Source organism: Halopseudomonas sabulinigri, assembly GCF_900105255.1.
GTDB lineage: Bacteria > Pseudomonadota > Gammaproteobacteria > Pseudomonadales > Pseudomonadaceae > Halopseudomonas > Halopseudomonas sabulinigri.
The window spans coordinates 1885970-1909630 of record NZ_LT629763.1; the positions used below are offsets into that span (position 1 = coordinate 1885970).

Annotated in this window: 19 protein-coding genes; 10 read left to right on the top strand and 9 right to left on the bottom strand. The window is 60.1% G+C overall.

The annotated features are described in order from the left end of the window. The first annotated feature begins 142 nt into the window (after positions 1–142). Together BLU26_RS08455 and BLU26_RS08460 are read left to right on the top strand one after the other, a co-directional pair. Positions 143–1444: an OmpP1/FadL family transporter gene (locus BLU26_RS08455; protein WP_092285680.1), complete on the top strand. Its 1302-nt coding sequence runs from the start codon at positions 143–145 to the stop codon at positions 1442–1444. Between the two features lie 100 nt (positions 1445–1544). Continuing rightward, entirely contained in the window at positions 1545–2480 is a 936-nt protein-coding gene (locus BLU26_RS08460) for an outer membrane beta-barrel protein (protein ID WP_092285682.1), read from the top strand. 98 nt (positions 2481–2578) lie between these two features. Here the strand turns inward: BLU26_RS08460 and BLU26_RS08465 are convergent, their stop codons facing one another. Together BLU26_RS08465 and BLU26_RS08470 are read right to left on the bottom strand one after the other, a co-directional pair. Then, positions 2579–3940, bottom strand: coding sequence for a DUF1329 domain-containing protein (locus BLU26_RS08465; protein WP_092285684.1), 1362 nt, complete (start codon positions 3938–3940; stop codon positions 2579–2581). Between the two features lie 446 nt (positions 3941–4386). Then, positions 4387–6072, bottom strand: coding sequence for a fatty acid--CoA ligase (locus BLU26_RS08470; RefSeq protein WP_092285686.1), 1686 nt, complete (start codon positions 6070–6072; stop codon positions 4387–4389). A 219-nt stretch (positions 6073–6291) separates the two neighbouring features. Here BLU26_RS08470 and BLU26_RS08475 point away from each other — a divergent pair, with 219 nt between their 5' ends. Further along, positions 6292–7473 carry an acetyl-CoA C-acyltransferase gene (locus BLU26_RS08475; RefSeq protein ID WP_092285688.1) on the top strand — a complete coding sequence of 394 codons (1182 nt, stop codon included), beginning with the start codon at positions 6292–6294 and terminating at the stop codon, positions 7471–7473. A 138-nt stretch (positions 7474–7611) separates the two neighbouring features. Here BLU26_RS08475 and BLU26_RS08480 read toward each other — a convergent pair whose 3' ends face one another. The 6 genes from BLU26_RS08480 to BLU26_RS08505 all read right to left on the bottom strand — a co-directional run bounded on the left by BLU26_RS08480 (position 7612) and on the right by BLU26_RS08505 (position 14663). Then, positions 7612–8385, bottom strand: a complete 774-nt coding sequence (locus BLU26_RS08480; protein WP_092285690.1) for an ABC transporter ATP-binding protein — start codon at positions 8383–8385, stop codon at positions 7612–7614. Continuing rightward, positions 8382–9437, bottom strand: coding sequence for a FecCD family ABC transporter permease (locus BLU26_RS08485; protein ID WP_092285692.1), 1056 nt, complete (start codon positions 9435–9437; stop codon positions 8382–8384). Before BLU26_RS08485 ends, BLU26_RS08480 begins: the two co-directional genes overlap by 4 nt. Then, on the bottom strand, positions 9437–10558 hold the full coding sequence (locus BLU26_RS08490) for an ABC transporter substrate-binding protein (RefSeq protein WP_092285694.1): 1122 nt from the start codon (positions 10556–10558) through the stop codon (positions 9437–9439). The genes BLU26_RS08485 and BLU26_RS08490 overlap by 1 nt, the downstream gene beginning before the upstream one ends. Next, entirely contained in the window at positions 10558–12525 is a 1968-nt protein-coding gene (locus BLU26_RS08495; protein ID WP_092285696.1) for a TonB-dependent receptor domain-containing protein, read from the bottom strand. Before BLU26_RS08495 ends, BLU26_RS08490 begins: the two co-directional genes overlap by 1 nt. Positions 12526–12618: 93 nt before the next feature. Then, positions 12619–13971, bottom strand: a complete 1353-nt coding sequence (locus BLU26_RS08500; RefSeq protein WP_092285698.1) for a sensor histidine kinase — start codon at positions 13969–13971, stop codon at positions 12619–12621. Continuing rightward, positions 13968–14663: a response regulator transcription factor gene (locus BLU26_RS08505; RefSeq protein ID WP_092285699.1), complete on the bottom strand. Its 696-nt coding sequence runs from the start codon at positions 14661–14663 to the stop codon at positions 13968–13970. Before BLU26_RS08505 ends, BLU26_RS08500 begins: the two co-directional genes overlap by 4 nt. Positions 14664–15207: 544 nt before the next feature. Between BLU26_RS08505 and urtA the strand changes: the two genes are divergently transcribed. The 7 genes from urtA to BLU26_RS08540 all read left to right on the top strand — a co-directional run bounded on the left by urtA (position 15208) and on the right by BLU26_RS08540 (position 22460). Then, positions 15208–16509 (top strand): urea ABC transporter substrate-binding protein, encoded by a 1302-nt coding sequence (gene urtA, locus BLU26_RS08510; RefSeq protein WP_092285701.1) that lies wholly within the window; start codon positions 15208–15210, stop codon positions 16507–16509. 105 nt (positions 16510–16614) lie between these two features. Further along, positions 16615–18288: an urea ABC transporter permease subunit UrtB gene (gene urtB / locus BLU26_RS08515; RefSeq protein WP_197674545.1), complete on the top strand. Its 1674-nt coding sequence runs from the start codon at positions 16615–16617 to the stop codon at positions 18286–18288. Between the two features lie 89 nt (positions 18289–18377). Next, a complete protein-coding gene (urtC, locus tag BLU26_RS08520; protein ID WP_231702057.1) occupies positions 18378–19436 on the top strand; it encodes an urea ABC transporter permease subunit UrtC in 1059 nt (352 codons plus the stop codon). Further along, positions 19433–20269, top strand: a complete 837-nt coding sequence (gene urtD, locus BLU26_RS08525) for an urea ABC transporter ATP-binding protein UrtD (protein ID WP_092285705.1) — start codon at positions 19433–19435, stop codon at positions 20267–20269. The genes urtC and urtD overlap by 4 nt, the downstream gene beginning before the upstream one ends. Before the next feature lie 3 nt (positions 20270–20272). Beyond that, positions 20273–20968 (top strand): urea ABC transporter ATP-binding subunit UrtE, encoded by a 696-nt coding sequence (urtE, locus tag BLU26_RS08530; RefSeq protein ID WP_092285707.1) that lies wholly within the window; start codon positions 20273–20275, stop codon positions 20966–20968. A gap of 147 nt (positions 20969–21115) precedes the next feature. Beyond that, a complete protein-coding gene (locus BLU26_RS08535; RefSeq protein WP_092285709.1) occupies positions 21116–21418 on the top strand; it encodes a hypothetical protein in 303 nt (100 codons plus the stop codon). A 136-nt stretch (positions 21419–21554) separates the two neighbouring features. Further along, on the top strand, positions 21555–22460 hold the full coding sequence (locus BLU26_RS08540) for an SDR family oxidoreductase (protein WP_092285711.1): 906 nt from the start codon (positions 21555–21557) through the stop codon (positions 22458–22460). Positions 22461–22743: 283 nt separating this feature from the next. Here the strand turns inward: BLU26_RS08540 and BLU26_RS08545 are convergent, their stop codons facing one another. After that, positions 22744–23493 carry a hypothetical protein gene (locus BLU26_RS08545; protein WP_092285713.1) on the bottom strand — a complete coding sequence of 250 codons (750 nt, stop codon included), beginning with the start codon at positions 23491–23493 and terminating at the stop codon, positions 22744–22746. Positions 23494–23661 lie beyond the last annotated feature (168 nt).

Genomic DNA, 23661 nt, shown 5'->3' on the forward strand with positions numbered 1-23661 from the left:
CAGCCGCATGATAGCAGCCGGCAAGCCGGGCTTTCTCCTCAGGTGTGTTCAAGCGCCCTCGGCTGGCCAAGATGCCCAGCTTGGCTAAGCTGGTGTTTAGCCCAGCAGAGGCCGCCGCCGTACCATTTGAGGGAGTTTGCCCATGGATAGAAAACAACACTCGCGCCGCCTGTTCAAGAGCGGCGCTGCCGCGTTGCTGAGCCTGACCTGCTCGCACCAGGCCAGCGCTGGCGGCATCATGTTGTATGAGGTTGGCCAGGAGGGCGCCGGTCTGGCCAATGCCGGCGCGGCTGTGCTGGCGAGCGACCCCAGCGTGTTGATGAACAACCCGGCGGGCATTTCGCGACTGGAAGGGACTCAGGTAAATGCCAGCGGTCAACTGGTCATTGGGCACATCAAGTTTGCCGCGGACGCTTCCAGCGACTTCGACGGCAACAACGGCGGCAATGCGCTGAAATACCTGCCCGGCGCCAGTTTTTTCATCAGTCACCAGATTGACGACAGATCCAGTATCGGCTTCGGCATGTACGGTAACTTCGGGCTGGCGGTGAAGTACGACGATGACTGGGCCGGGCGCTACTTCACCCAGCAGGCTGCGGTGATTGGCCTGAGCTTTGAACCGGTCTATTCCTACAAGGTGGACGACAAGCTGTCACTGGGCATCGGGCCCCGCATCATGTACGGCTACTACCGCACCCAGGCAGCCGTCGACAACAACGTACTGGGCCTGGGTGGCGGGCGCAGCGACGGCCAGCTGGAATACCAGGACACCGACATCGGCATCGGCCTGAACATGGGCCTGCTCTACCAGTTGAATGAGCGCGTGGACCTGGGCCTTGCTTACACCAGCAAGGTCGAGCTTGAGTTTGAGGATCGCCCGAGCTTCGACAACATCAACAATCCGCTGCTGGATGCCGCGCTGCAGACCGCCAACATCCGCAGCCTGGAATTGGGCATGCAGGTGCCGCAAACGCTGCTGCTCAGCTCCAGCTACCGGCTCGACCCGCAGTGGACCCTGCTCGGCACCCTGGGCTGGCAGGACTGGAGTGAGTTTGGCGACATAGGAGTAGAGGTAGAAGCTGCCGGGGGCAGCGTGACCACCGGCGTAGACCGCCGCTACAAGGATACCTGGCACGCCTCCCTGGGCGCGCAGTATCAGGCCACCCGCCAGCTGCGCTGGAACATGGGCATTGCCTACGACAGCACCATGGTCGACGACGCTGATCGCACCGTCGACAACCCGGCCGCCGCCGCGTGGCGATTTGCCGGCGGCCTGAACTACGCACTGGACGATAATACCGACCTGCACCTGGCCTACACCCTGGTCTGGCTCGGCGATATGGACGTGTCGCAGAGCAAAAGCCGCTCCGGCGACAGCCTGAACGGCAGCTATGACCGCAGCGCGCTGCACATCCTGGGCGGCGGCGCCGTATGGCGCTTCTAGCCGCGCGCCGCCATCAGGGCCGAGCGCCATGGTGGCGGCAGGTATCTCTGACTATTCGTTGTATATTAGCGCCATTCAATAACGGAACCGCGCCCGAATCATGTCCCGAACGCCCTGCAACATCGCCCTGCTGGCCTTGCTAAGCGTCCCGCCCCTGGCCGCCGAGCCACTGCGGCTGACCACTGCCAATGTGGAAGACAAGGTCAATGGCATCCTCACCCTGATGTCTTATTCAATGACCCTGGACCTGGCTTCCAGCGCCCTGCAGATCAGCGACAACGACACCGGGGACCCGGCACTCACCATGACGCAGCTCGGCGGCGGCGCGACCATGAGCGATGAGGTCCCGCTGTACCTCGAGGGCTCTATTGCCTACAGTCGTTACGACCCCAAATTTGTCGCCTCCAATGGCGTGCAAACCCGCACCATTCCAGTGAAATGGACCTCGCTCACTGCCGCCGGTGGCATCGGTTGGGATTTTGCGCTGAATGATGAATGGGTGTTGCGCCCGATCGGCAATGTCGCGCTGGGCTACATCAGCAGCGATATCAACAGTGCGCGGCTCTACCTGAACTACGAACTGGACCGCGAGATCGAGTTTCTCGACGACGGACAAATGGGCGCGCTCGGTCTGGGCGGCGCCATGATGCTCGATTGGGAGCGTGTGCGCGAGGAGTACGAGGCCGATCTGGAGCTACGCTATAGCTACCTCGACCTGCAGAACATTGGCGGTGACAAGGCCATCGACGGCAACGTGACGGCACAGACCGCCAACCTGTGGACCCGGTACCGCGCGCCCACCGGCTGGACCGTCATGCATAACCCGCTGCGCTACGTGCTGGAATACTCCCACTCCGAGTATTTGGGTGAGCAACGCGGTGCGCTGGGGTTTGACCGGCTATCGACCATTGGCGCCGGCATCGAGTTCGACTCCAGCGCCTACCCGGTCTTTATTACCCGCACCCGGATACTGATTCGCCAGATGTTCGGTGATGGCGTCTCCGGCACCGCACTGAGCTTTGCAGTCAGCTTCTGAACAGCTGATCGGCGCGCACAAAAAAAGGCGTAGGGGCAACAACCCCTACGCCTTTTTCCTGTGCCGCCCTGCCGTCAGCGAGGCGACACGCTCAACGCTTAGCGAACACCTGCCTGACGCAGCGCCGTGGGCGTGAAGTCATTGCTTGACGCCTTGTAGCTGTAGTCGTAGTTGTTACGCTCTTCGTTGTTCATGCCCATGGCCAGATAACGACCAGCCATCAGGTCATATAGGGTTTCCATGGCATAGCTAGGCACCTTGTCGGGGAAGCGCTGCAGGCCTTCCGCCTCGGCCACACGCCACAGCTCACCGCGACCGTCGTAATGGTCGATGTGCGCAGCCTGCCAGGAGTCCTCATCAAGGAAGAAGTGACGCTTGGCGTAGATGTGACGCTCGCCCTGTTTCACATTGGCTTCAACATCCCAGACGCGGTGCAGCTCATAGCGCACCAGATCCTGGTTAATGTGGCCGGCCTGGAAGATCTGATCGTACTTGACGCTCGGTGAAGCCAACTCGTAGTTGTTGTACGAGATGAACATTTCACGCTTGCCGTTCAGCTTCCAGTCGTAACGATCTGGCGCGCCGTTGTACAAGTCCAGGTTGTCGGAAGTACGCATGCCGTCGGCAGCAGTACCCGGACCGTCGTAGGAAACCTGCGGAGCACGGCGAACGCGGCGCTGACCAGCGTTGTAGATCCACGCCATACGCGGGTTGGCGACCTGGTTGATGGTCTCGTGCACCAGCAATACGTTACCGGCCAGACGGCTCGGGTCGGTGACCTGCTGCTTGAAGTAGTAGAGCATCTCGTTGGGCGCGCTGGCGTCATAGTCGGTCAACGCACTGGGCAACACGTATTCTTCAACGAAACGCACCAGGTTGTAGTTGCCGTTCACCTGTGGGGTCGCCTGGGTCACGGTACGCTGCAGCGAAGCACCGCGATAACGGGTGATCTGGTTCCAGATCACTTCCAGGCCATCCTTGGGAATCGGGAAAGCATAGGCCATCTGGTAATTGGTCAAGCCGTTACCACCGGCAACCAGCTCGGTATTGGCGGCGTTGTGCTTGGCGGCGTCGTTGATTTCCTGTGGCAGCGCTACGCTACGGCGGCTATCAAACACGCGCATCTTGAAGGTGTCAGGGTAGCGCTTGAACATCGCGATCTGACCGGGGGCCAACTGATCGGCATATTCTTCGTAGTTCGCTGCGGTGATGACGAACAGCGGCTGATCGTCCGCGTAGGGGTTGGCAAAAAAGCCATTGGCATCCACAGCAGCTGCATCGGTAGCCAGACCGCCGGTCCAGGCCGGGATGCTGCCCGCCGCATTGCCGGCAACTTCGGCGCCAACGGGGGTCAGGCTGTTGCCCAGCTCGGCAACCTTGTCTGCATCGGCAGCGGCAAAGCTGATCTGCGCGGCCAGCGTAGAGGCCAGGAAAGTAGAAGCAAGAATTATGGGTTTCATCGATTCGCCCTGTTTTGCTTGATTATTGGCGGCTCAACGCTGCTGAAATACGACGCAGCAGCAAGGCCGGACGGGTGACATCAAGGAAGCGCGCCATCGCGCCTGCATAAAGTGTAGACGCACGAAAACGCCCGTGCCGTACAGTCCGATAGACCGACACAACACAGCGTTCAGGATTATTAGGCTTTTTATATTCCTTGAGGAGTTGCGCACTTTATAGACTGGCGTGATGGCAATCAAGCCCAACTGTCCCATTACAGCGGCTTTCCGGCTGCCATAGGCCTCGCGCCAGCCCCTGTTTCTCGTGACCTGTAGCGCTGATACCGAGCCTACGGCCACCTTCGCAATGAGACATTCAGTGACAATTGATCAACGGGCCAGTGAGTACGCAATAAAAAGCCCGCCAACCAGCTAACTGGCGGGCGGGCTCTGCCTGCGTCAAGGTGTTACTTCAGGGAAGAAATACAGCTATCGCCAGACTCCAGCCACTGCGCGATCTCACCGCGAATACGCTTCTTGTCGAGTTTGCCAACGCTGGTCTTGGGGATTTCCTTGACCACGGCAATCTGCGTGGGGATCGCCCACTTGTTGATCCGGCCTTCCTCGACAAACGGTTTGAGGTGTTCGCACAGCGAGGCAGCGGTAACCTCCTGCCCTGCTGCGGCAACTACCAGAGCAAAGGGCCGCTCGTCCCAGCGCGGGTCGGGAATCCCGACCACGGCGACTTCCTTGATGCTGGCATCGCGGCTGATCAGGTCTTCCAGCTCCAGCGAAGACAACCACTCGCCGCCGGTCTTGATCACATCCTTGATGCGGTCACGAATATCGATGAAGCCCATGGCGTCGATGGTCGCCACATCGCCGGTGTGCATCCAGCCACCTTCCCACAGCTCCTGGCTTTTCTCCGGCTCGCGGAAATAGGCTTGGGTCAGCCAGGGTGCGCGCAATACCAGCTCGCCTTGGGTCTTGCCGTCCTTGGGCAGTTTATTGCCGTCGGTATCGACAATCTGCGCCTCAACCAATGGTCCGGGCACGCCGGCCTTGATGCGGTGGGCGGCGCGTTGGTCTTCACTGCCGGCCTCGAGCTCCAGGTTGATATAACCGGCAGAAATCATCGGGCAGGTTTCCGACATGCCATAAGCCGCGCTGAGCTGCATGCCCTTGGCAAGCGCCGTTTCATACAGGGTACGGTTCAAGGCGCTGCCGCCGATGATCACGCGCATGCCGGCAAAGTCGTAATCCTTGGCGCCCTCAGCATTGAGCACCATTTGCAGAATGGTCGGCACACAATGCGAGAAGGTAACCCCGTGATCCTTGATCAGCTTGACCAGCAGTTCAGGCTCGTAACGACCTGGATACACCTGCTTGATACCCAGCAGCGTCGCGGTATAGGGAATGCCCCAGGCATGCACGTGGAACATCGGCGTAATCGGCATGTAAACATCGCGGTTGCCGAGCATGCGCACGGTGTCCAGCGCACCCAGCGAGGTGGCTTGCGCCAGCGTGTGCAAAACCAGTTGGCGATGGGTGAAATAAACGCCCTTGGGGTTGCCCGTAGTACCGGTGGTATAGAAAGTGGTAGCAACCGAGTTCTCGTCGAAGTCGGCAAACTCGTAGCTTGGCTCGGCAGCGGCCAGCAATTGCTCGTATTCGCCGGCGAAGCCCGGAAGATCGGCTTCCTTGTTGTCTTCGTCGGTCAGCAGGATAGTCGTGGTGACGGTAGTCAGGTCATTCTCTATCGCCTTGTAGATAGGCAGAAATTCGCTGTTGATCAGCACCACGTTGTCTTCGGCGTGATTCATCGTATAGAGAATCTGGTCTGGCGACAGGCGAACGTTGATGGTGTGCATGATGGCGCCGAGCATAGGTACGGCAAACATGCATTCCAGATAACGGTGGCTATCCCAGTCCATCATGGCGACTGTGTCGCCGGCCTTGACGCCCGCTTTGCTCAGCGCATTGGCCAGGCGGCAGATACGCTCATTGAAGGTGGTGTAATCGTACCGGCTGATATCCCGGTAGATGATTTCCTGGGTACGCTCGTAACGCTGTCCGGAGAGCAACAGGTTCTTGATCAACAACGGCGTGGAATGTGCCTCGTCGGTGGGCTTGAGGATACGAGTATTAAGCATGAAATGACCTAGTGTTTTTGGGATTGTCAGGGCATGGGAGCAGTGCGCGAGCCCAATCAGCCTATGGAAAACAGCCTAAAGAATAGCTCAGCCGGCACGACCACAAAACATCATACGGATTTTAATCAGGGCCATTAAGCGTATAATTGTAAATAAAAGTCGCTTTATGACTGAATACTGATTCATAGTTTCAAAATCACAACAATGGAGCCAAATAGCATGTCCGACAACAGCATTGTTATCGTCAGCGGTGCGCGCACGCCCATGGGCGGCTTTCAAGGCAGCCTGTCCAGCGTCAGCGCGGTTGATCTGGGCGCCCTGAGTATTCGCGAAGCCATCAGTCGTGCCGGCATCGAAGCCGACGCGGTCGAAGAGGTCATCATGGGGTGCGTGCTACCCGCTGGGCTCAAGCAGGGCCCCGCGCGCCAGGCCAGCCTGAACGCCGGTCTACCCGCCGCTACCGGCTGTACCACCATCAACAAGCTGTGCGGCTCGGGCATGAAAGCCGTGATGCTGGCCCATGATCTGATCAAGGCCGGTAGCAACAACATCATGGTCGCCGGCGGCATGGAGAGCATGTCCAACGCCCCCTACCTGATCGAAAAAGCCCGCACCGGCCTGCGCATGGGCCACGGCGAGATCAAGGACCACATGTTCTTCGACGGTCTGGAAGACGCCCGCACCGGCCGCCTGATGGGCTCCTTTGCGCAGGATACCGCTGATCAGAATGGCATTACCCGCGCCGAGATGGATGCCTACGCCATCGAATCACTGAAACGCGCCCAAGCGGCTATCGAGAACGGTTCACTCGACAAGGAAATCGTCCCGGTGACGGTGACAACCCGCAACGGCGAGGTCGTGGTGAAGGATGATGAGCAGCCGCACAACGCCAATCTAGACAAGATTCCAACCCTTAAACCCGCTTTCAAGAAAGACGGCTCAGTAACGGCGGCCAACGCCAGCTCCATCTCCGACGGTGCCAGCGCCTTGGTGATCATGAGCGGCGCCGAAGCCGTACGCCGCGACCTGAAGCCGCTGGCCCGCATCGTCGGCCATGCGACCCAAAGCCAGGACCCGAGCGAGTTCACCCTCGCCCCCATCGGCGCTATGAGCAACCTGTTCAACAAGACCGGCTGGAGCAAGGACGACGTGGATCTGTTCGAGATCAACGAAGCCTTCGCCATGGTAACCATGCTGGCCATGCGCGAACACGGTCTGGATCATGCCAAGGTCAACATCTACGGCGGCGCCTGCGCCCAGGGCCACCCGGTAGGCTCCACCGGCTCGCGCATCATCATCACCCTGATCAACGCCCTGCAGAACACCGGCGGCAAGCGCGGTGTTGCGTCGCTGTGTATTGGGGGTGGTGAGGCGACGGCGATTGCGATTGAGTTGGTGTAAGGCGAACTAGGCTGGTCTGCGGAACAAGCACATTTACGTACGGAGCACGGACCAAAACTCCCATCTGAGCGGGCGAGTAGCGCAGATGGGAATGGGGTCCGTGCACTGTTCGACGGCTTGCAAGTAACTGGGCCGCTTTTATAGATCCGCCACCCCATCCACCAGCACCACCGGATACCCCAACGAACAGGTCTCTACCCTACCCTGCACGCCGTAGCAGGTCTGCAGAGAGTCCGACGTCACCACCTGCAACGGCTCGCCCATGCGACAGTCGCCACCCGGCGCCAACATGATCACCTGATCAGCAAAGCGCAGCGCCAGATTCAGGTCGTGACTGGCTACCAGCGCGATGGCCTGCCGCTCGCGCACATAGCGGCGCACCACTTCAAGGACATTCAGCTGCCAGCGCAAATCCAGCGCGCTGGTGGGTTCATCCAGTAGCAACAACGGCGCCTGGCGCACCAGCACCTGAGCCAGGCCGACCATCTGCCGTTGTCCGCCCGACAACTCGGAAAGGCGCCGCAACATCAACTCGGTGATCCCCAGCGAATCCGCCACCCGGGCGATGGCAGCGGTGATCTGTGCTTGCATAGTCTCGCCACTCAGGTAGGCGGCCCCGAGCAGCATTTCGTAAACAACCAGCGAAGTCGCCTGCGGCAGGGTTTGCGGCAGGTAGGCCACGCGGCGCTGCCGCTCGCGGGGCGACAGCGTAGCCAGCGGTCCGTCCTGTAGCGTTACCTGTCCGCTGGCCGGCTGCAAGCCAGCCAGCGCGCGGACCAACGTCGACTTGCCTACGCCATTAGGCCCGATCAATGCCACCAGCGAACCCGCCGGTATGCTTGGCAGCGTGATCTGCTGCAATACGCTACGCGCCCGATAGCCACTGCTCAGATTGGATATGCTCAGCGTCATAGCCCGGCCCTCTTTCCCCGAGCCAGAATCAAGCCGACAAACAGCGGCACGCCCACCAGCGCCGTCACCAACCCGACCGGCAGCACCACACCGGGCAGGATGCCACGGCTGGCGATGGACGCCAGCGACAGCAGCAAAGCACCGGCCAACGCGCTGCCCGGTAAAAAGAAGCGGTGGTCCTCACCCAGCAGCAGGCGAGCGATATGCGGGCCAACCAGGCCGATAAAACCTACCTCGCCCACAAACGCAGTCGCCACGCCGGTCAACAGGCTGACCCGCAATAACACCGCTGCACGCAATCGACCAACCGGCACCCCAAGGCTGCGCGCCTGATCTTCGCCTGTGCGCAGCATGGTCATGGCCCACGCCTGACGCAACGCAAACAGCAGGCACACCGCTAGTACCACGGCCAGCAAGGCAGCGCGATCCAGACTCGCGCGGGCCAGACTGCCAAGCGTCCAGAACACGATTTGCTGCACCGCTTCGGCCTCGGCCATGAACTGCACCAACCCCACCAATGCGTTCAAACCAAACAGCAGGGCAATACCGAATAGCACCAGCGTATGCACCTCGGTGCCCAGCGTGCGGCCAACCACCAGGAGCAAGGCGCAGGAGGCCGCGGCAAATACAAACGCCGCCAGTGGCAGCATGATCAGTTGACTCAAACCAGCCAGATTCGGGGCAAACACGATCACCAGCGAGGCGCCCAGGGTAGCCGCTGCGCCAATCCCAAGCGTGAACGGACTCGCCAGCGGATTATTCAGCGCGGTTTGCATCTCGGCGCCAGCCAGCCCCAGACTCGCTCCCACCAGTACCGCCATCAGCGCGTAGGGCAAGCGCAATTCCAGCACGATGACCCGTTGCGCGGCGTCACCTTCAACCCAGCCAAAGGCCAGCTGCACGACATCCCACCAGCCCAGCCCCATCGGGCCAACCGAAAGGTCAAAGACAAAGGCGAACAACAGTGCAGCGCTCAGCACCAACAAAAGCGCAGCGCGGCGCCACCACAACCTCCGGTAACCCTCTGCCAGGGTGTCAGGCGGCAGCGGCATCACAGCGTAATCCAGTAGGTGCCAGGCAGGGCGACCGGCTGATAACGCGAATGCAGCCGCTGCAGCGTGTGCTCCGGCTGCAAGTCAGCGAACTGCTCAGGGTAGAGCCATTTGGCCATGACTTGGACCGCCACTACGTTGAACGGACTGTTGTAGAAGTCGTGCCAGAGCGCGTGTACCTGGCCATTGGCGATGGCATCTATGTGCTGCATTCCAGGTTCGCTTACCAGCCGCTGCAAAGAAGCGCGTGCATCCTGCGGCTCAACACCCGGCCCCAACGCCACGTAACGTGCGCCCTCACGCACTGTCGCCCTTGAGCCAACGGCACTGGCGATATAGTGCTGACTGGGCTCGGTGACCAGCAGTTCGATACTCAGCATGCCGGCCGCGCCCGGCAAGCGGTCACGGGCAAGATTGCGACCTCCGGCTGCCTCGAGCAGATTGGCCAGCATGCCGCGCGCCATAGTTTCACAACAGCTGTCAGCCAGCCCGGCACGACTGTGCAAAAAAACGCTGGGCTGGGTATCTGGAGTCGGCAGGCGCGTGGTAACCGCCTGCAGCGCCTCGCGATAATCTGCCGCAAAGGCCTGTGCACGTTCCTGCCGACCAAGCAGCTCGCCCAGCAGTTCAACACTACGCGGTGTATTGCGCAGCGGCTGTTCACGAAAATCGACAAACACCACGGTAACGCCGGCGCGCTCCAGCTGCTCGACCAGCCGCGGGTTGTCGGACCCCGGCCCGTGGCCATGCAGACTGAAAACCGCCAGGTCCGGTTGCAGCGCCAGCACTTGTTCCAGGCTGAAGGTATCTGCGGCGCCCTGACCGATGGGCGGAATATCCGCCAGCGCCGGGTAGCGCTCCTCGTAGGCCGCATAGGTGCCGGGGGCTACCAGCGGCAGATCGCGCGGCATACCCACCAGCCGGTCCAAGACACCGGGGCCTTCCAGCAGCGCCAGCACTGGCAGCAAGCGCCCCTCACCCAGCACAATGCGTTCGACCTTGGCCGGTGGCGTCAGCTCACGCCCGGCCAGGTCTTCCAACGCCAGCACGGGTAGTGCCAGCCCCCATAACGCAATCAACCCGGCCAGGTACTGGCCGGGTTGCAGGAGTCGCCTGAACATCAGAAACGCATGGCCACGCCGAGACGGATCTCGCGGCCCGGTTCGTAGGAGCCAATGATGCCGTCATAACCCGGAATGGACTGGAAGTCTTCGTTGCTGGCGTGATCCAGGTACTGCTTGTCGAGCAGATTCTTGACCGTCAGTGACAAGGTAAGGTCGTCGTTCTGCAGCGGCAGCCAGCTGGCGTAAACATCGTGCACGCCGTACCCGGCCTTGTCGATCTCTCCCACACCGGTATCGATGGAGTCCAAACGCTCAACAAAACGTGCCTGCCAGCCCAGCTCCATCGATTCGCTGAAGCGATAATCCGCATTCGCTACCCAGGTATCGCCAATGCTGGTACCCAGACCGTTGTGCTCGTAAACGTTGAGGTCTTCACCGTCGATAGTCGCGTCGTTGTGGTGATAGCTCAGACCAACACTGACTGCATCCCAGTGGTAAGCGGTCTGCACCAGGTAACCCTTGGACTCCAGATCGCCCGCGTTGACGAACATGGTCGGACGCGGCACCGGATCAGCAATAGCATCCTTGATATCGGTGCGGTAGAGCTTGCCCGATAGCAGCCAGCCGCCGTTGCTGTAATCGAAGCCAATCTCGTTGGTGCGCGCTTTTTCCGGCTTGAGGCCAGGGTCTATTGTCGCGACATCGGCCTTGAAGCCATCGCGTACCTGCGGACCACGGAAAGCCTGGGTGTGGGCAAACCGAAGATTCAGATTGCGCGTAGCCTGAAAGCCCAGGCTGGCATTTGGGCTAAAGCCGGTTTCGTCAAAACGCTGGCCATCGGCGCTGTTGAACTTGTAAGTGTCGTAGCGGCCACCGAAGCCGAGCAACCAACGATCGGCCAGTTGCCAGTAATCCTGTGCATAAACCCCGTACACCTTGCCATCCTGTTCCTTGTCAGTGGGGTTCGTGCCAGGCCCTGCGGTGATTTCATCGCGGCGATAATCCACCCCGTAAGTCAGCTCATGACCGCCCAACAGGCTGGTGTTACGCACATCGGCGCCCCAGGTCTGTGCCTCGGCTTCATACTCGCCCCAACGGCCAATGACGTTCTGCTCCAGCTGGTTGCTGGTTTGGTAGGTGGTTACTGACAGATCCAGCAATGGACTTTCCACAGGGTTGAACTCATAACCCAGGTTCCAGGTTTCGCGTTGACTGCTCAGCGGATAAGCCGGATTGAAACTGCTGGTAACCCATTGCGGTCGCTGGTTCCGTTCGCCATCATCTTCACGGCGTTCGTAGCTCAGGCGCAGCGTTTGCGCTTCAGTCAAATGGCCAACCAGCTTGGCGAAGCCCAGTTGCTGACGTGAGCCAGTACCCGTGACGGTATCGCCATTGCCATCTTCGTAATCGTTTTGATCCTGATAGGTGCCCATCAGCATGGCAGACCAGTCATCGGAGAAGCGGCCGAACAGGGTGCCGTTGGCCTTGTAGCCCTCGGCATTGCTGAAGTAACCACCTTTGACGAGCGCACCTACCTGCTCACCGGGCCGTAGCAGATCTTCCGGGTCCTTGGTGACAAACTTGATGGCGCCGCCCAGCGCGCCGGGGCCCGAAAGCGCGTCGGTGGTACCGGCGCGCACGTCCACTTCCTTGAGCAGCTCGGGCTCAACGTTAATTCGCCCAGTATGGTGAAAAGTCTGGCCGGCTTGTTGCGCGCCGTCGATGCTGATATTCAGCAGGGTGTCTTCCAGGCCTCGCATGTAGAGCTTCTGCGCGACGCTGTGGCCACCGCCCACGCTGACTTCCGGTTGTGAAGCGAATACGTCTTCCAGGTCGGCCGCCTGAAAATGCTCCAGTTCCTCAGCACTGACGCTGCTGCTTTGCTGCAGACGTTCGCCCTTGATTTCCATCGCCGGCAACTCAGCCGGCTCGGCGGCATGGGCATTGTGAATGGCAAGGGCCAGGGCAACGCTGGCCGTCAGACGAAAAGCCACCGCGGTGCGCGGCAAAGTGAACTCAGACATACTGCTTCCTTGAATGCGTCTTTATGTGATTGATTCTCAATTGGACGGCATTCTCATTTGTCTGGAGCGTAACGCAAACCACTTTTACATTTGTTACGTTTGCAACCCGCCGCGCGGCAGGCGCATCTCGATCACCAGCCCGCCCTGCGCGCCGTTGCTTGCCGAGAGGCTACCACCGGTCGCCTGCACCTGCCGCCGCGCCAGTGCCAAACCCAGGCCAAAGCCGCTGCGTCCCTCATTGCTGCCACCGGACAAGCGAAAAAACGGCTGAAAAATACGCTCCAGCATGTCACCCGGCACGCCCGCACCGCAGTCGGCGACGCTCAATAGCCAGACGCCTGAGCGCTCCACCAGGCTGACCTGTACACTGCCGCCGCGCGGTGTATGGTCCAGGGCGTTGCGCACCACGTTCTCGATCGCCTGACCCAACGCGCGATGACTGCTGTTGCTTAGCCGGGCGCTGGCCGGCAGCTGCACGTTCAGCTTGTGCTCTGGATATTCAAAACGCGCGTCATCCACAATACTGTCGACCAGCTCGGTCAGGTCCAGACTTTCGTCGCGCAGTACCGGGCTCTCGTTCTCCAGCCAACTGAGGGTCAGGGCATCTTCCACCAGTTGCCGCATGCCGTTGCATTCGCCGCGAATACGTTCAAGCAACAGCTGATCGCCCTGTTGCTGCTCCGCCAGGCTGACCGCCATTTCGATGCGTGTGAGCGGAGTGCGCAATTCGTGAGACATGTCCGAGAGACGCTGACGCTGGTTTTCGATCAGTTGCTGGGTGCGCTCGGCCATGCCATCAAAGGCGCGTGCCAGCCCCGCTAGTTCATCCTTGCGCGCGCCCAGATCGGCCCCTACGCGCGCACTGTAGTCGCCCTCACTAAACCGCCGGGTGGCCAGTTCCAGCCGGCGCAGCGGGTGCATCAGATGACGGTAAAGCAGCAGACACACCAGCAGCAGCACTGCGAACGGCAGCACCACCTGTAACAACAGGCGCGAGGGTGACCAGTAGTTGCCAGGGCGCATGCGTTCTGGCAGCTGGATGACGAAATGGGTACGGCCATCACTGAACGGCAGGTCCATGGTCGGGTTTTCCGCAAAGTACAGATGTATCTTCCACGACACGTCGCGACCCAGCCCAAAGCCCTCGGTGAAACGTTGCGAAAAAGTACTGCCGGCGATGGGCGTAAGGTCAGATTGAATTACCGCCGCCCAAGTGTTTTCCTGCTCCTGCACGCTGCGCAGCCACTCGCTCAGCGCTTGCTCGTTGCCCGCGTTGTATAGCGCTTCGGCTTGCGCGCCATAGCTGCGCAGGGTGCGTTGATGCGACTCGGCGATAAAACTCATTGCCTCTTCGGTTTCCCAGGTCAGATGCGAGATGAGCCAGAACAGCGCCAGCATCCCCAGCACCAGAGTGGCGCACAGCTTCCACCACAGGCGGCGATTCATGCGAACAGGTATCCACGGCCGTGCAGGGTTTGCACCGGATCGGCCAGACCGGCGTCGGTCAGCCTGCGCCGGATGCGGCTGATGTGCATATCCAGGCTGCGGTCATAGCGGCTGAATTCGCGATCCAGCACGGTGCGATACAGATAGGGTTTGGACAGCACCTCGCCGCGCTGGGCCACCAGCTGCCATAGCAGGCGGAACTGAATGGCAGTCAGGTCAATCAACGTCTCGTTCACCCGCGCCTGTTGACTATCGCGATCCAACCGCAGAACACCCGCACTCAGTTGATCCAGCTCGCCCTGCCGCGCACCCAGTGGCGGGCGGCTGCGGCGCAGCACTGCATCGATACGCAGCTGTAGCTCCTCCAGACTGAAGGGCTTGGCCAGGTAGTCATCCGCGCCGTGACGCAAACCACGGATACGCTCCTCTTCCGCACCGCAGGCGGTAAGCATGATCACCGGTGTCTGCTTTTGGGCACGCAACCGCTTGAGCAGACTAAAACCGTTGAGGCCCGGCAGCTTCACATCCAGCAACACCAGGTCGGGCTCACTAGCCAAAGCCCGCTCCAAGCCGGCTGGGCCGTCGTACTGACAGTCAATGGCATAACCACCATGGTGCAATAGCTGACTGAGCTGCCCGCTCAGGGTGAGGTCATCTTCGATAATCAAGATATTGGCCAGTTGCGCGCCCATGCGTAGCCTCCCTTAACTGAGAATGCTTATCATATACGCATATAGCTTTTTGTCATCCTCGCGGGCGAGATCGGCGACGCACCAAATCAGGGCAAAGCACCAAACTGGTGCTAAAGCAGAGTTCGTATCGCCACCAAAACCGTCTCCGACAACCTTAGCAACTCCAAAAAACTGAAGATAACAAGCTGATTTTTAAGTATAAAATTTGACAATGCGTGACATTGTCAAACTCTGGCACGGTCCCTGCTCTGCCCTTGGTGCCTACAAGGCAGCTACCCGCGACGGACAGGAAACCGATGACTCGCTCATATCAGGGGCACTACCCAGAATCACCGCAGCCACAGCGCCACGCTGTAGCGCTGCCGCGTCAAACTCGCCCCCGGTTCCCTCTTAGCGACCCATCCCGCAGCCGCCAACTCACCCGGTTGGCAGCCTGCGCGGGTGCTGTGCGTATGTTCTGCAGCGGCCAGCCGCACGGCGGCGACCGCCTGATGCTGTCTCAACACCAATCACTGGACACAATCACAACAATGGAGATGTACCCATGAAACTGAAGAATCTGGTCAAGAAAGCCGGCGCGCTGGGCGTTGCCTGCAGCATGGCGCTGGGCGCGCTGAGCGTGCAGGCCGAGGAAACCATCAAGGTCGGTGTATTGCACTCGCTGTCCGGCACCATGGCCATTTCGGAAACCACGCTGAAAGACACCATGCTGATGCTGATTGAAGAGCAGAACAAGAAAGGAGGCCTGCTCGGCAAGAAGCTTGAGCCCGTCGTGGTTGACCCCGCCTCCAACTGGCCGCTGTTTGCCGAGCGCACCCGCGAGCTGCTGGAACAGCACCATGTGGATGCCATCTTCGGCTGCTGGACCTCGGTCTCGCGCAAATCCGTACTGCCGGTCATTGAAGAGCTGAACGGCATGCTGTTCTATCCCGTGCAATACGAGGGTGAAGAATCCTCACGCAATGTGTTCTATACCGGCGCCGCGCCAAACCAGCAGGCGATCCCGGCCGTTGACTACCTGAAAGATGAACTTGGCGTTGAGCGCTGGGTACTAGCCGGTACCGACTACGTCTACCCGCGCACCACCAACCGCATTCTGGAGGCCTACCTCAAGGCCGCTGGCGTGGCGGAAGACGACATCATGATCAACTACACGCCCTTCGGTCACTCCGACTGGCAGAACATCGTGGCAGAAATCAAACGCTTCGGTAGCGCCGGCAAGAAGACCGCCGTGGTCTCCACCATCAACGGCGACGCCAACGTGCCTTTCTACCGCGAACTGGGTAACCAGGGCGTTTCTGCTGAAGACATCCCCGTAGTGGCCTTCTCGGTCGGCGAAGAAGAACTCTCCGGCATCGACACCACGCCGCTGGTTGGTCACATGGCAGCCTGGAACTACTTCATGAGCGAAGACACCCCCGAGAACGAAGCCTTCATCAAGACCTGGCACCAGTTCACTGGCGATGAAAAGCGCGTCACCAACGATCCGATGGAAGCGCATTACATCGGTTTCAACATGTGGGTGAAAGCGGTTGAGAAAGCCGGCACCACCGATACCGACAAGGTGATCGATGCCATGGTGGGCGTAGAAGTACCCAACCTGACCGGTGGCACCAGCAAGATGCTGCCAAACCACCACATCACCAAGCCGGTGCTGATCGGTGAGATCCAGGATGACGGCCAGTTCCTGACCGTGTCCAGCACCGACGAGCTGGTGCCTGGCGACGCTTGGTCCGACTTCCTCGAAGGCAGCAAGGACCTGAAGTCCGACTGGACTGCGCCTATCAGCTGCGGCAACTACAACACCAAGACCAAAACCTGCCTCGGCGCGCAAGCCGAACAATAAGCAGGACGCTCTCTGCTGGCGGCAGCACGCGCCAGCGGAACCAGAGGGAGTGGCGTGCCGCTCCCTCTTTGCTTGCTCCAGAATAAAACCTTCAGGACTGCAGTTATGAACCCACTTTGCCGCTTTACACCCCGGCATAACCTGCACGCCGCGCTGCTTTGGCTGATCTGCCTGATGCCTTTGCACGCCAGCGCGCAAACGCCCGATGCCACACCCGATACTCCGCCCGAAGCCCAGACCGACGCCGTGCCTGCGACGCCACCGAGCTTTGAGCAACTGGTACAACAACTGGCCGGCGGCAGCCTGCGCGACCGCGCTGCTACCGTGCAGCAGCTCTCCAGCCAGAGCGATGAGCGTCTGGCGGATATTTTCAACGCTCTGGTCAGCGGTGACCTGCTGGCCAACAAGGACAAACCACCGGTCGTTGCCATTCGCAATGGCGATCAACTGACCGATGCCCTGAGCGGTGCAGAGCTGGCCGACAGCAAGGGCTTGCGCCGCATTCCGGTGAACAACAGCCTGCGCACGCAACTGCGCGGCCAAGTGGCCCAACTCAATTTGAACCACCCCAACACGGATAAGCGCTACGCCGCCGTGCAGCGCTTTATTCGTGATGGCGTGGATGCCGAAACCGCAGCCCTGTTACAGGCGCATCAGCAGGTGGAAGAGTCCGGCCGCGTGCAGGATGCGATCAGCACCGCGCTGGCGGTCTATCAACTGCAATCGCCTGAGCGCGATGTGCGCCTGGCCGCCATCGATGAACTCAGCGGTTCGCTGGAACAGGAAGCGCGCAACGCCCTGCGCGGCATTGCCGAGAACGACGCCGACGCCGAGCTACGCAGCGCCGCCGCCGAGGCGATCGAGTCAATCCAGGGCCGCATCAGCTTCTACCGATTTGTCGAGAACCTGTTCTTCGGCCTGAGCCTGGGCTCGGTGCTGCTGCTGGCGGCTATCGGTCTGGCTATTACCTTTGGCGTGATGGGCGTGATCAACATGGCCCACGGCGAGCTGATCATGATTGGCGCCTACACCACTTGGGGCGTACAGGTGCTCTTCCCTGACCTGATCGAATGGAGCCTGCTGATCGCCATCCCGGCGGCCTTTCTGATTACCGCGCTGGTGGGTATTGCCATCGAACGCGGCGTCATTCGCTTCCTCTATGGCCGCCCGCTGGAAACCCTGCTGGCGACCTTCGGTCTGAGCCTGGTGTTGCAGCAAGCCGTGCGTACCCTGTTCAGCCCGCTTAACCGCTCGGTCAGCTCGCCGGAGTGGATCAGTGGCACCTTGAGCATCAATCCGGTGCTGTCGATCACCTACACCCGCCTGTACATCCTGATCTTCGGCCTGATGGTGTTCTTCGCACTGATGCTGGTGATGAAGCGCACCACGCTCGGCCTGAAGGTTCGCGCCGTGTCGCAGAACCGCGCTATGGCGCGCGCCGTGGGTGTGCGCTCCAGCTGGGTTGATGCCCTCACCTTTGGCCTCGGCTCCGGCGTGGCCGGGGTAGCTGGCGTGGCGCTGTCACAGCTGACCAACGTGGGCCCCAACCTGGGCCAGGCCTACATCATTGATTCCTTCATGGTGGTGGTGTTTGGCGGCGTGGGTAACCTCTGGGGCACCCTCGTCAGTGCCATGAGCCTGGGCCTGATCAACAACTTCCTGGAACCCTACGCGGGCGCCATGCTGGCCAAGGTACTGGTGCTGATCATGCTGATTCTGTTCATCCAGAAAAAGCCCAAGGGACTCTTCCCGCAGAAAGGACGGGCGGCGGCCGACTGATCGGCCTGCCAACCCATCCATAGCCAGACGAATTCAACGAGGGAAGAAGTATGCTTACCCAACGACTGTTACTCAGTGATCGGGGCGGAATGCTGGTGCTGGGCCTGGTGGTCCTCATGGCGATCGTCGTGCCGATTCTCAATCTGGCGGTGCCGAGTGATTCACCGCTGTACGTTTCCAACTTTACTGTCGCCCTGCTCGGCAAGTTTCTCTGCTTTGCCCTGCTGGCCCTGTCGGTCGATCTGATCTGGGGCTACGCCGGCATCCTGTCGCTCGGCCACGGCGCGTTCTTCACGCTCGGCGGCTACGGCATGGGCATGTACCTGATGCGCCAGATCGGTGACCGCGGAGTCTACGGCCACCCCGAGCTGATGGACTTCATGGTGGTGCTCAACTGGCAGGAGCTGCCCTGGTACTGGCAGGGCTTCGACATGTTCTGGTTCGCCATGCTGATGGTACTGCTGGTGCCTGGCCTGCTGGCGCTGGTGTTTGGCTGGCTGGCGTTCCGCTCGCGGGTGACCGGCGTGTACTTTGCGATCATCACCCAGGCGCTGACCTACGCGCTGATGCTGGCCTTCTTCCGCAACGAGATGGGCTTTGGCGGCAACAACGGGCTGAACGATTTCAAGGAGATCCTCGGCTTCGATCTGGCTGCCAAGGCGACCCGCGTGGGTCTGCTTATTGCTTCGGCCATCGCATTGGTGATCGGTTATCTGGCCTGCCGCTACATAGTGACCTCACGCGCCGGCCGGGTGATCGTGTCGATCCGCGACGCCGAGAGCCGCACGCGCTTTTGCGGCTATCAGGTCGAATCCTACAAGCTCTGGCTATTCGTGTTTTCGGCCATGCTGGCCGCGGTGGCCGGTGCGCTCTATGTGCCGCAGGTGGGCATCATCAACCCCGGCGAGTTCTCACCGCTCAACTCCATCGAAATGGTGGTGTGGGTGGCCACTGGCGGGCGCGGCACCCTGTTTGGCGCCATCGTCGGCGCCTTCAGCGTCAACTACGCAAAAACCTTCTTTACCACCTTCTCGCCGGAAACCTGGCTGTTCATTCTCGGAGGCCTGTTCGTCCTGGTCACGCTGCTGCTGCCCAAGGGTATTGTCGGCCTGTTTGATCGCCTGCGCCGCAAGGGAGACAAAGCATGAACCCGCTCAACAGTTTGCGCGAAACCTGGCGCAAGGATCAGGTATTCGACCTCGTTCAGCCCACGCCGACCTTCGACAAGTCGCTGGACACCAAGCACGGCCCCATCCTGTATGTCGAGGACGTCAGCGTCAGCTTTGACGGCTTCAAGGCGCTGAACAACCTCAACCTGTACATCGACGACGGTGAGCTGCGCTGCATCATCGGCCCCAACGGCGCCGGCAAGACCACCATGATGGATGTGATCACCGGCAAGACCAAACCCGGTAGCGGTAGCGTCTACTTTGGTCAGCGCATCAATTTGCTCAAGCTCTCCGAGCACGAAATCGCCCGCGGCGGCATCGGCCGCAAGTTCCAGAAGCCAACTATCTTCGAGGCACTCTCGGTGTTCGAGAATCTGGAGCTGGCGACCGCCTCGAACAAGCACGTGTGGTACACGCTGAACAAGCACCTCAGTGGCGAGCAGCGCGACCGCATTGATGAGGTACTCACCCAGATCGGCCTTACACAGCATTACCAACAAGAAGCTGGCGCCCTCTCCCACGGCCAGAAGCAGTGGCTGGAGATCGGCATGCTGCTGGTGCAAAACCCGCGCGTACTGCTGGTGGATGAACCGGTCGCTGGTATGACCGGTGAAGAGGTGGAACACACCGCTGCCCTGCTCACCTCGCTCAAGGGTCGTCATTCGGTGATCGTGGTCGAGCACGACATGGCCTTTGTGCGCTCCATCGCCAACAAGGTCACGGTGCTGCATCAGGGCTCGGTGCTGGCCGAGGGCAGCATGGATCAGGTGCAGAGCGATCCGCGTGTGGTCGAAGTTTATCTGGGGGAATAAGGCGTGCTGAACATTCAAGGCATCAACCAGTACTACAACCAGAGCCACATCCTTTGGGATCTGGATCTGGAACTGAAAGAAGGCAGCTGCAGTTGCCTGTTGGGGCGCAACGGCGTGGGTAAAACCACGCTACTCAAATGCATCACCGGGCTGCTACCGGTGCGCGACGGGCAGATGAGCCTCAAGGGCCAGGACATCACCCGCATGAGCACTGAAAACCGCGCCCGCGCCGGCATCGGCTACGTACCCCAGGGGCGGGAGATCTTTCCGCTACTGACAGTGGAGGAGAACCTGAAGATCTCACTGGGCGCGCGCCCCGACAAGGCGCGCCAGATACCGCCGCAAATCTACGAATTGTTCCCGGTACTGAAAGAGATGAAGCACCGCCGCGGCGGCGACCTGTCCGGTGGCCAGCAACAGCAACTGGCCATCGGCCGCGCGCTGGTACTGGACCCCAAGCTGCTTATTCTGGATGAACCCACCGAGGGTATTCAGCCCAACATCGTGCGCGACATCGGCGAGGTGATCCGCAAGCTGAACAGCGAGCTGGGCCTGACCGTGTTGCTGGTCGAGCAGAAACTGCCCTTCGCCCGCCGCGCCGCCGAGCACTTCTTCATCATGGAACGCGGCCGGGTGGTCGCCAACGGCGAGATGACCGCACTGGATGACGAACTGATTCAGCGTTATCTGACCGTCTGAGCAGCACTTTTTGGGGGCCCTGTGTGGCCCTCAAAAAGCCTTTCACGCATCAAGCGCTACCTGCATCACAAAGCCCCAACACTCAACTTGCCCCGCCGTGCTGGGCAGCCGACCATGCCGCCTCATCTACCCACCAAGGACCACCGCATGTCAGGCTACCCAGCACTGCTCGGCACATTGCCCTATACCGTGTTACCCACGCAGCGCACCACCACTTGCCAACGCCCTCGGACCTTTGCCTACCCTTATGCCAACACCGCCAAGGTGGTATGCGACGCAGAGGACCGAATCTTGCGCAGCCTGGTATTTTCGCCATTGACCTTTCCGTTCAGCGCGCCGGCCCTGTTACTCAAGGCCAGCCTGGAGATTTGCACCGCCGCCCTGCTGGATACCGCCCTGCTCCCCGCCGAGCTGCAAAATAGTCGACCCTCCGCGCGACTCAGACCCTGAGCAACATTTATAACGGGTTATTCACCCGCCGGCCGGCACTTGCCTTAATCAAACGACTGTTCGACACTGGCTGCCGCTTTTAATCTGTGCACATGCATCAGTAACCATTCACTCGTAAACCATCAGGGGACAACCCATGAGCGATATTCGTTTTGACGACAAAGTCGTCATCGTCACCGGCGCCGGCGGCGGCATCGGCCGCGCCCACGCCAAACTGTTCGCCAAGCACGGCGCCAAAGTCATCGTCAACGATCTGGGTGGCAGCGCCAACGGCGAAGGCGCCAACAGCGATGCCGCGCTCCAGGTGGTTGAAGAAATCAAAGCAGCCGGCGGCACCGCCGTTGCCAACCCCGACAACGTGATCGACGGCGACAAGATCGTCCAGTGCGCGATGGATAACTTCGGCCGCGTCGACGTTGTCGTCAACAACGCCGGCATCCTGCGCGACAAGAGCTTCGTCAAAATGAGCGACGCCGACTGGGATCTGGTCTACAAGGTCCACGTTGAAGGCGCCTACAAGGTGACCCACGCTGCCTGGCCGCACATGAAGGACAGCAACTTCGGTCGCGTCATCTTCACTGCCTCTACCTCCGGCATCTACGGCAACTTCGGTCAGGCCAACTACGGCATGGCCAAGCTGGGCCTGTACGGCCTGACCCGCACCCTGGCCATCGAAGGTCGCAAGAACAACATCTTCGTCAACGCCATCGCTCCCACCGGCGGCACGCGCATGACCGAAGGCCTGTTCCCCGAAGGTGCCTTTGAAAAGCTCAAGCCCGAACTGGTTAGCCCGCTGGTTGCCTTCCTCTGCTCTGAAGACTGCAAAGAAACCGGCAGCCTGTTCGAAGTCGGCGGTGGTTGGATGGGTAAAGTCCGTTGGGAGCGCTCACTGGGCATTGGCTTCAACCCCGATGAAGGCTTCACCCCGGAAGACGTCGCAGCCAACTTCGAGCAGCTGTGCAACTTCGAAGGCGCCGTGCATCCGAAGGACAACATCGAAGCACTGCGTGAGTTGATGGCAAATATCCAGAAATTTGCCTGACGGCGAACGACCAGCGCCCAGCCACGTGCTGCGCGCTAGCCAAATAAAGCCCGCCTCTGATTCAGAAGCGGGCTTTTTGTTTATATTGCGGTAAGGTGACGGAGGCTGAGAGAAACAGGAAAGTAGTATGGCAAAAGCGCCGACCTCAGGACGAGCTACTCACTATCTTGGTTCTGACTGTAAGTTACCATTCGATCAGTTTCATCGACGCCATCTGCTGATTACTTACCAGCAGAGGCGGTGCAGCGAACGTTAGATTCTGCTGCAATAGAGACTCAGCAACCTAGCCGCGCGCTAACCACCGTTTAGCCGCTCGCTTCTTGGCTGCCGCAACAATAAGTCTACCCGGCGAAACCGAGCGCCAAGTCATCACAAACGCCCCGAATAGGCTGAGTGACCGCTTGCCGTCCGCATCGATTTTGGGTTTGACCAGCCCCTTATTCAGCAGTGCATCAGACTCTTCGCACAGGAACGCGGCGATTTCGGCAAAGCCCTGCTCCGCTCGGTAATCGACTGGCTGCAAATCACCCTTCAGACGTTTCCGCAACTGGGCATGTAACGACAGCAGTTGGTCAACGACCAGCACCTCCGGAAACTGGAAACTCTGCTTGATGGGCAGCGAAGGATAGGCTTCAGGGCGGTTGCTGTTCGAGACGTTCAGCCACCGGCCGTCGGCGAATTTCTGCGAGAACTCGCAGTAGGTGAGATCCGGCTGATTGGTCGCGCTGATGCCAACGACCGTTCCTGCCAGCTTCAGGTGCTCGTGCCAGTAGACACGGAAGTAGGTGTCGGCGTGACTATCGTGCAATGACGAATTGCCCACGACCACAAACCCGGCATCCGTAATCTGCTCATCGAAATACGGAACATCCTCGGTACAGCGCTCAAAAAAGTCGTCGTCGGGGATAGGATCGAACTGGACGATGGTTGAGATCTTCTGCGTCCGCCAAATAATGAAGGGGCCGACCAAGTTCATAAACAGTGGCCCGAGCAGCACCAACCCAAGCAGCCCCCCAAAAGCGATTTCCAGCATACGAATCCCTATACGCAGTGTGTTTTTCCTGCCCGGACTGTAGCAAACCCAAGCGCTGCCAGTTACTCGCTAGCGGACAATCGTGTAACTCGCACATTGAAACTGCGACCCGTGCCCTATAAACAAAAAACCCCGCGCTGTTTCCAGTGCGGGGCTCGCTTCAACACA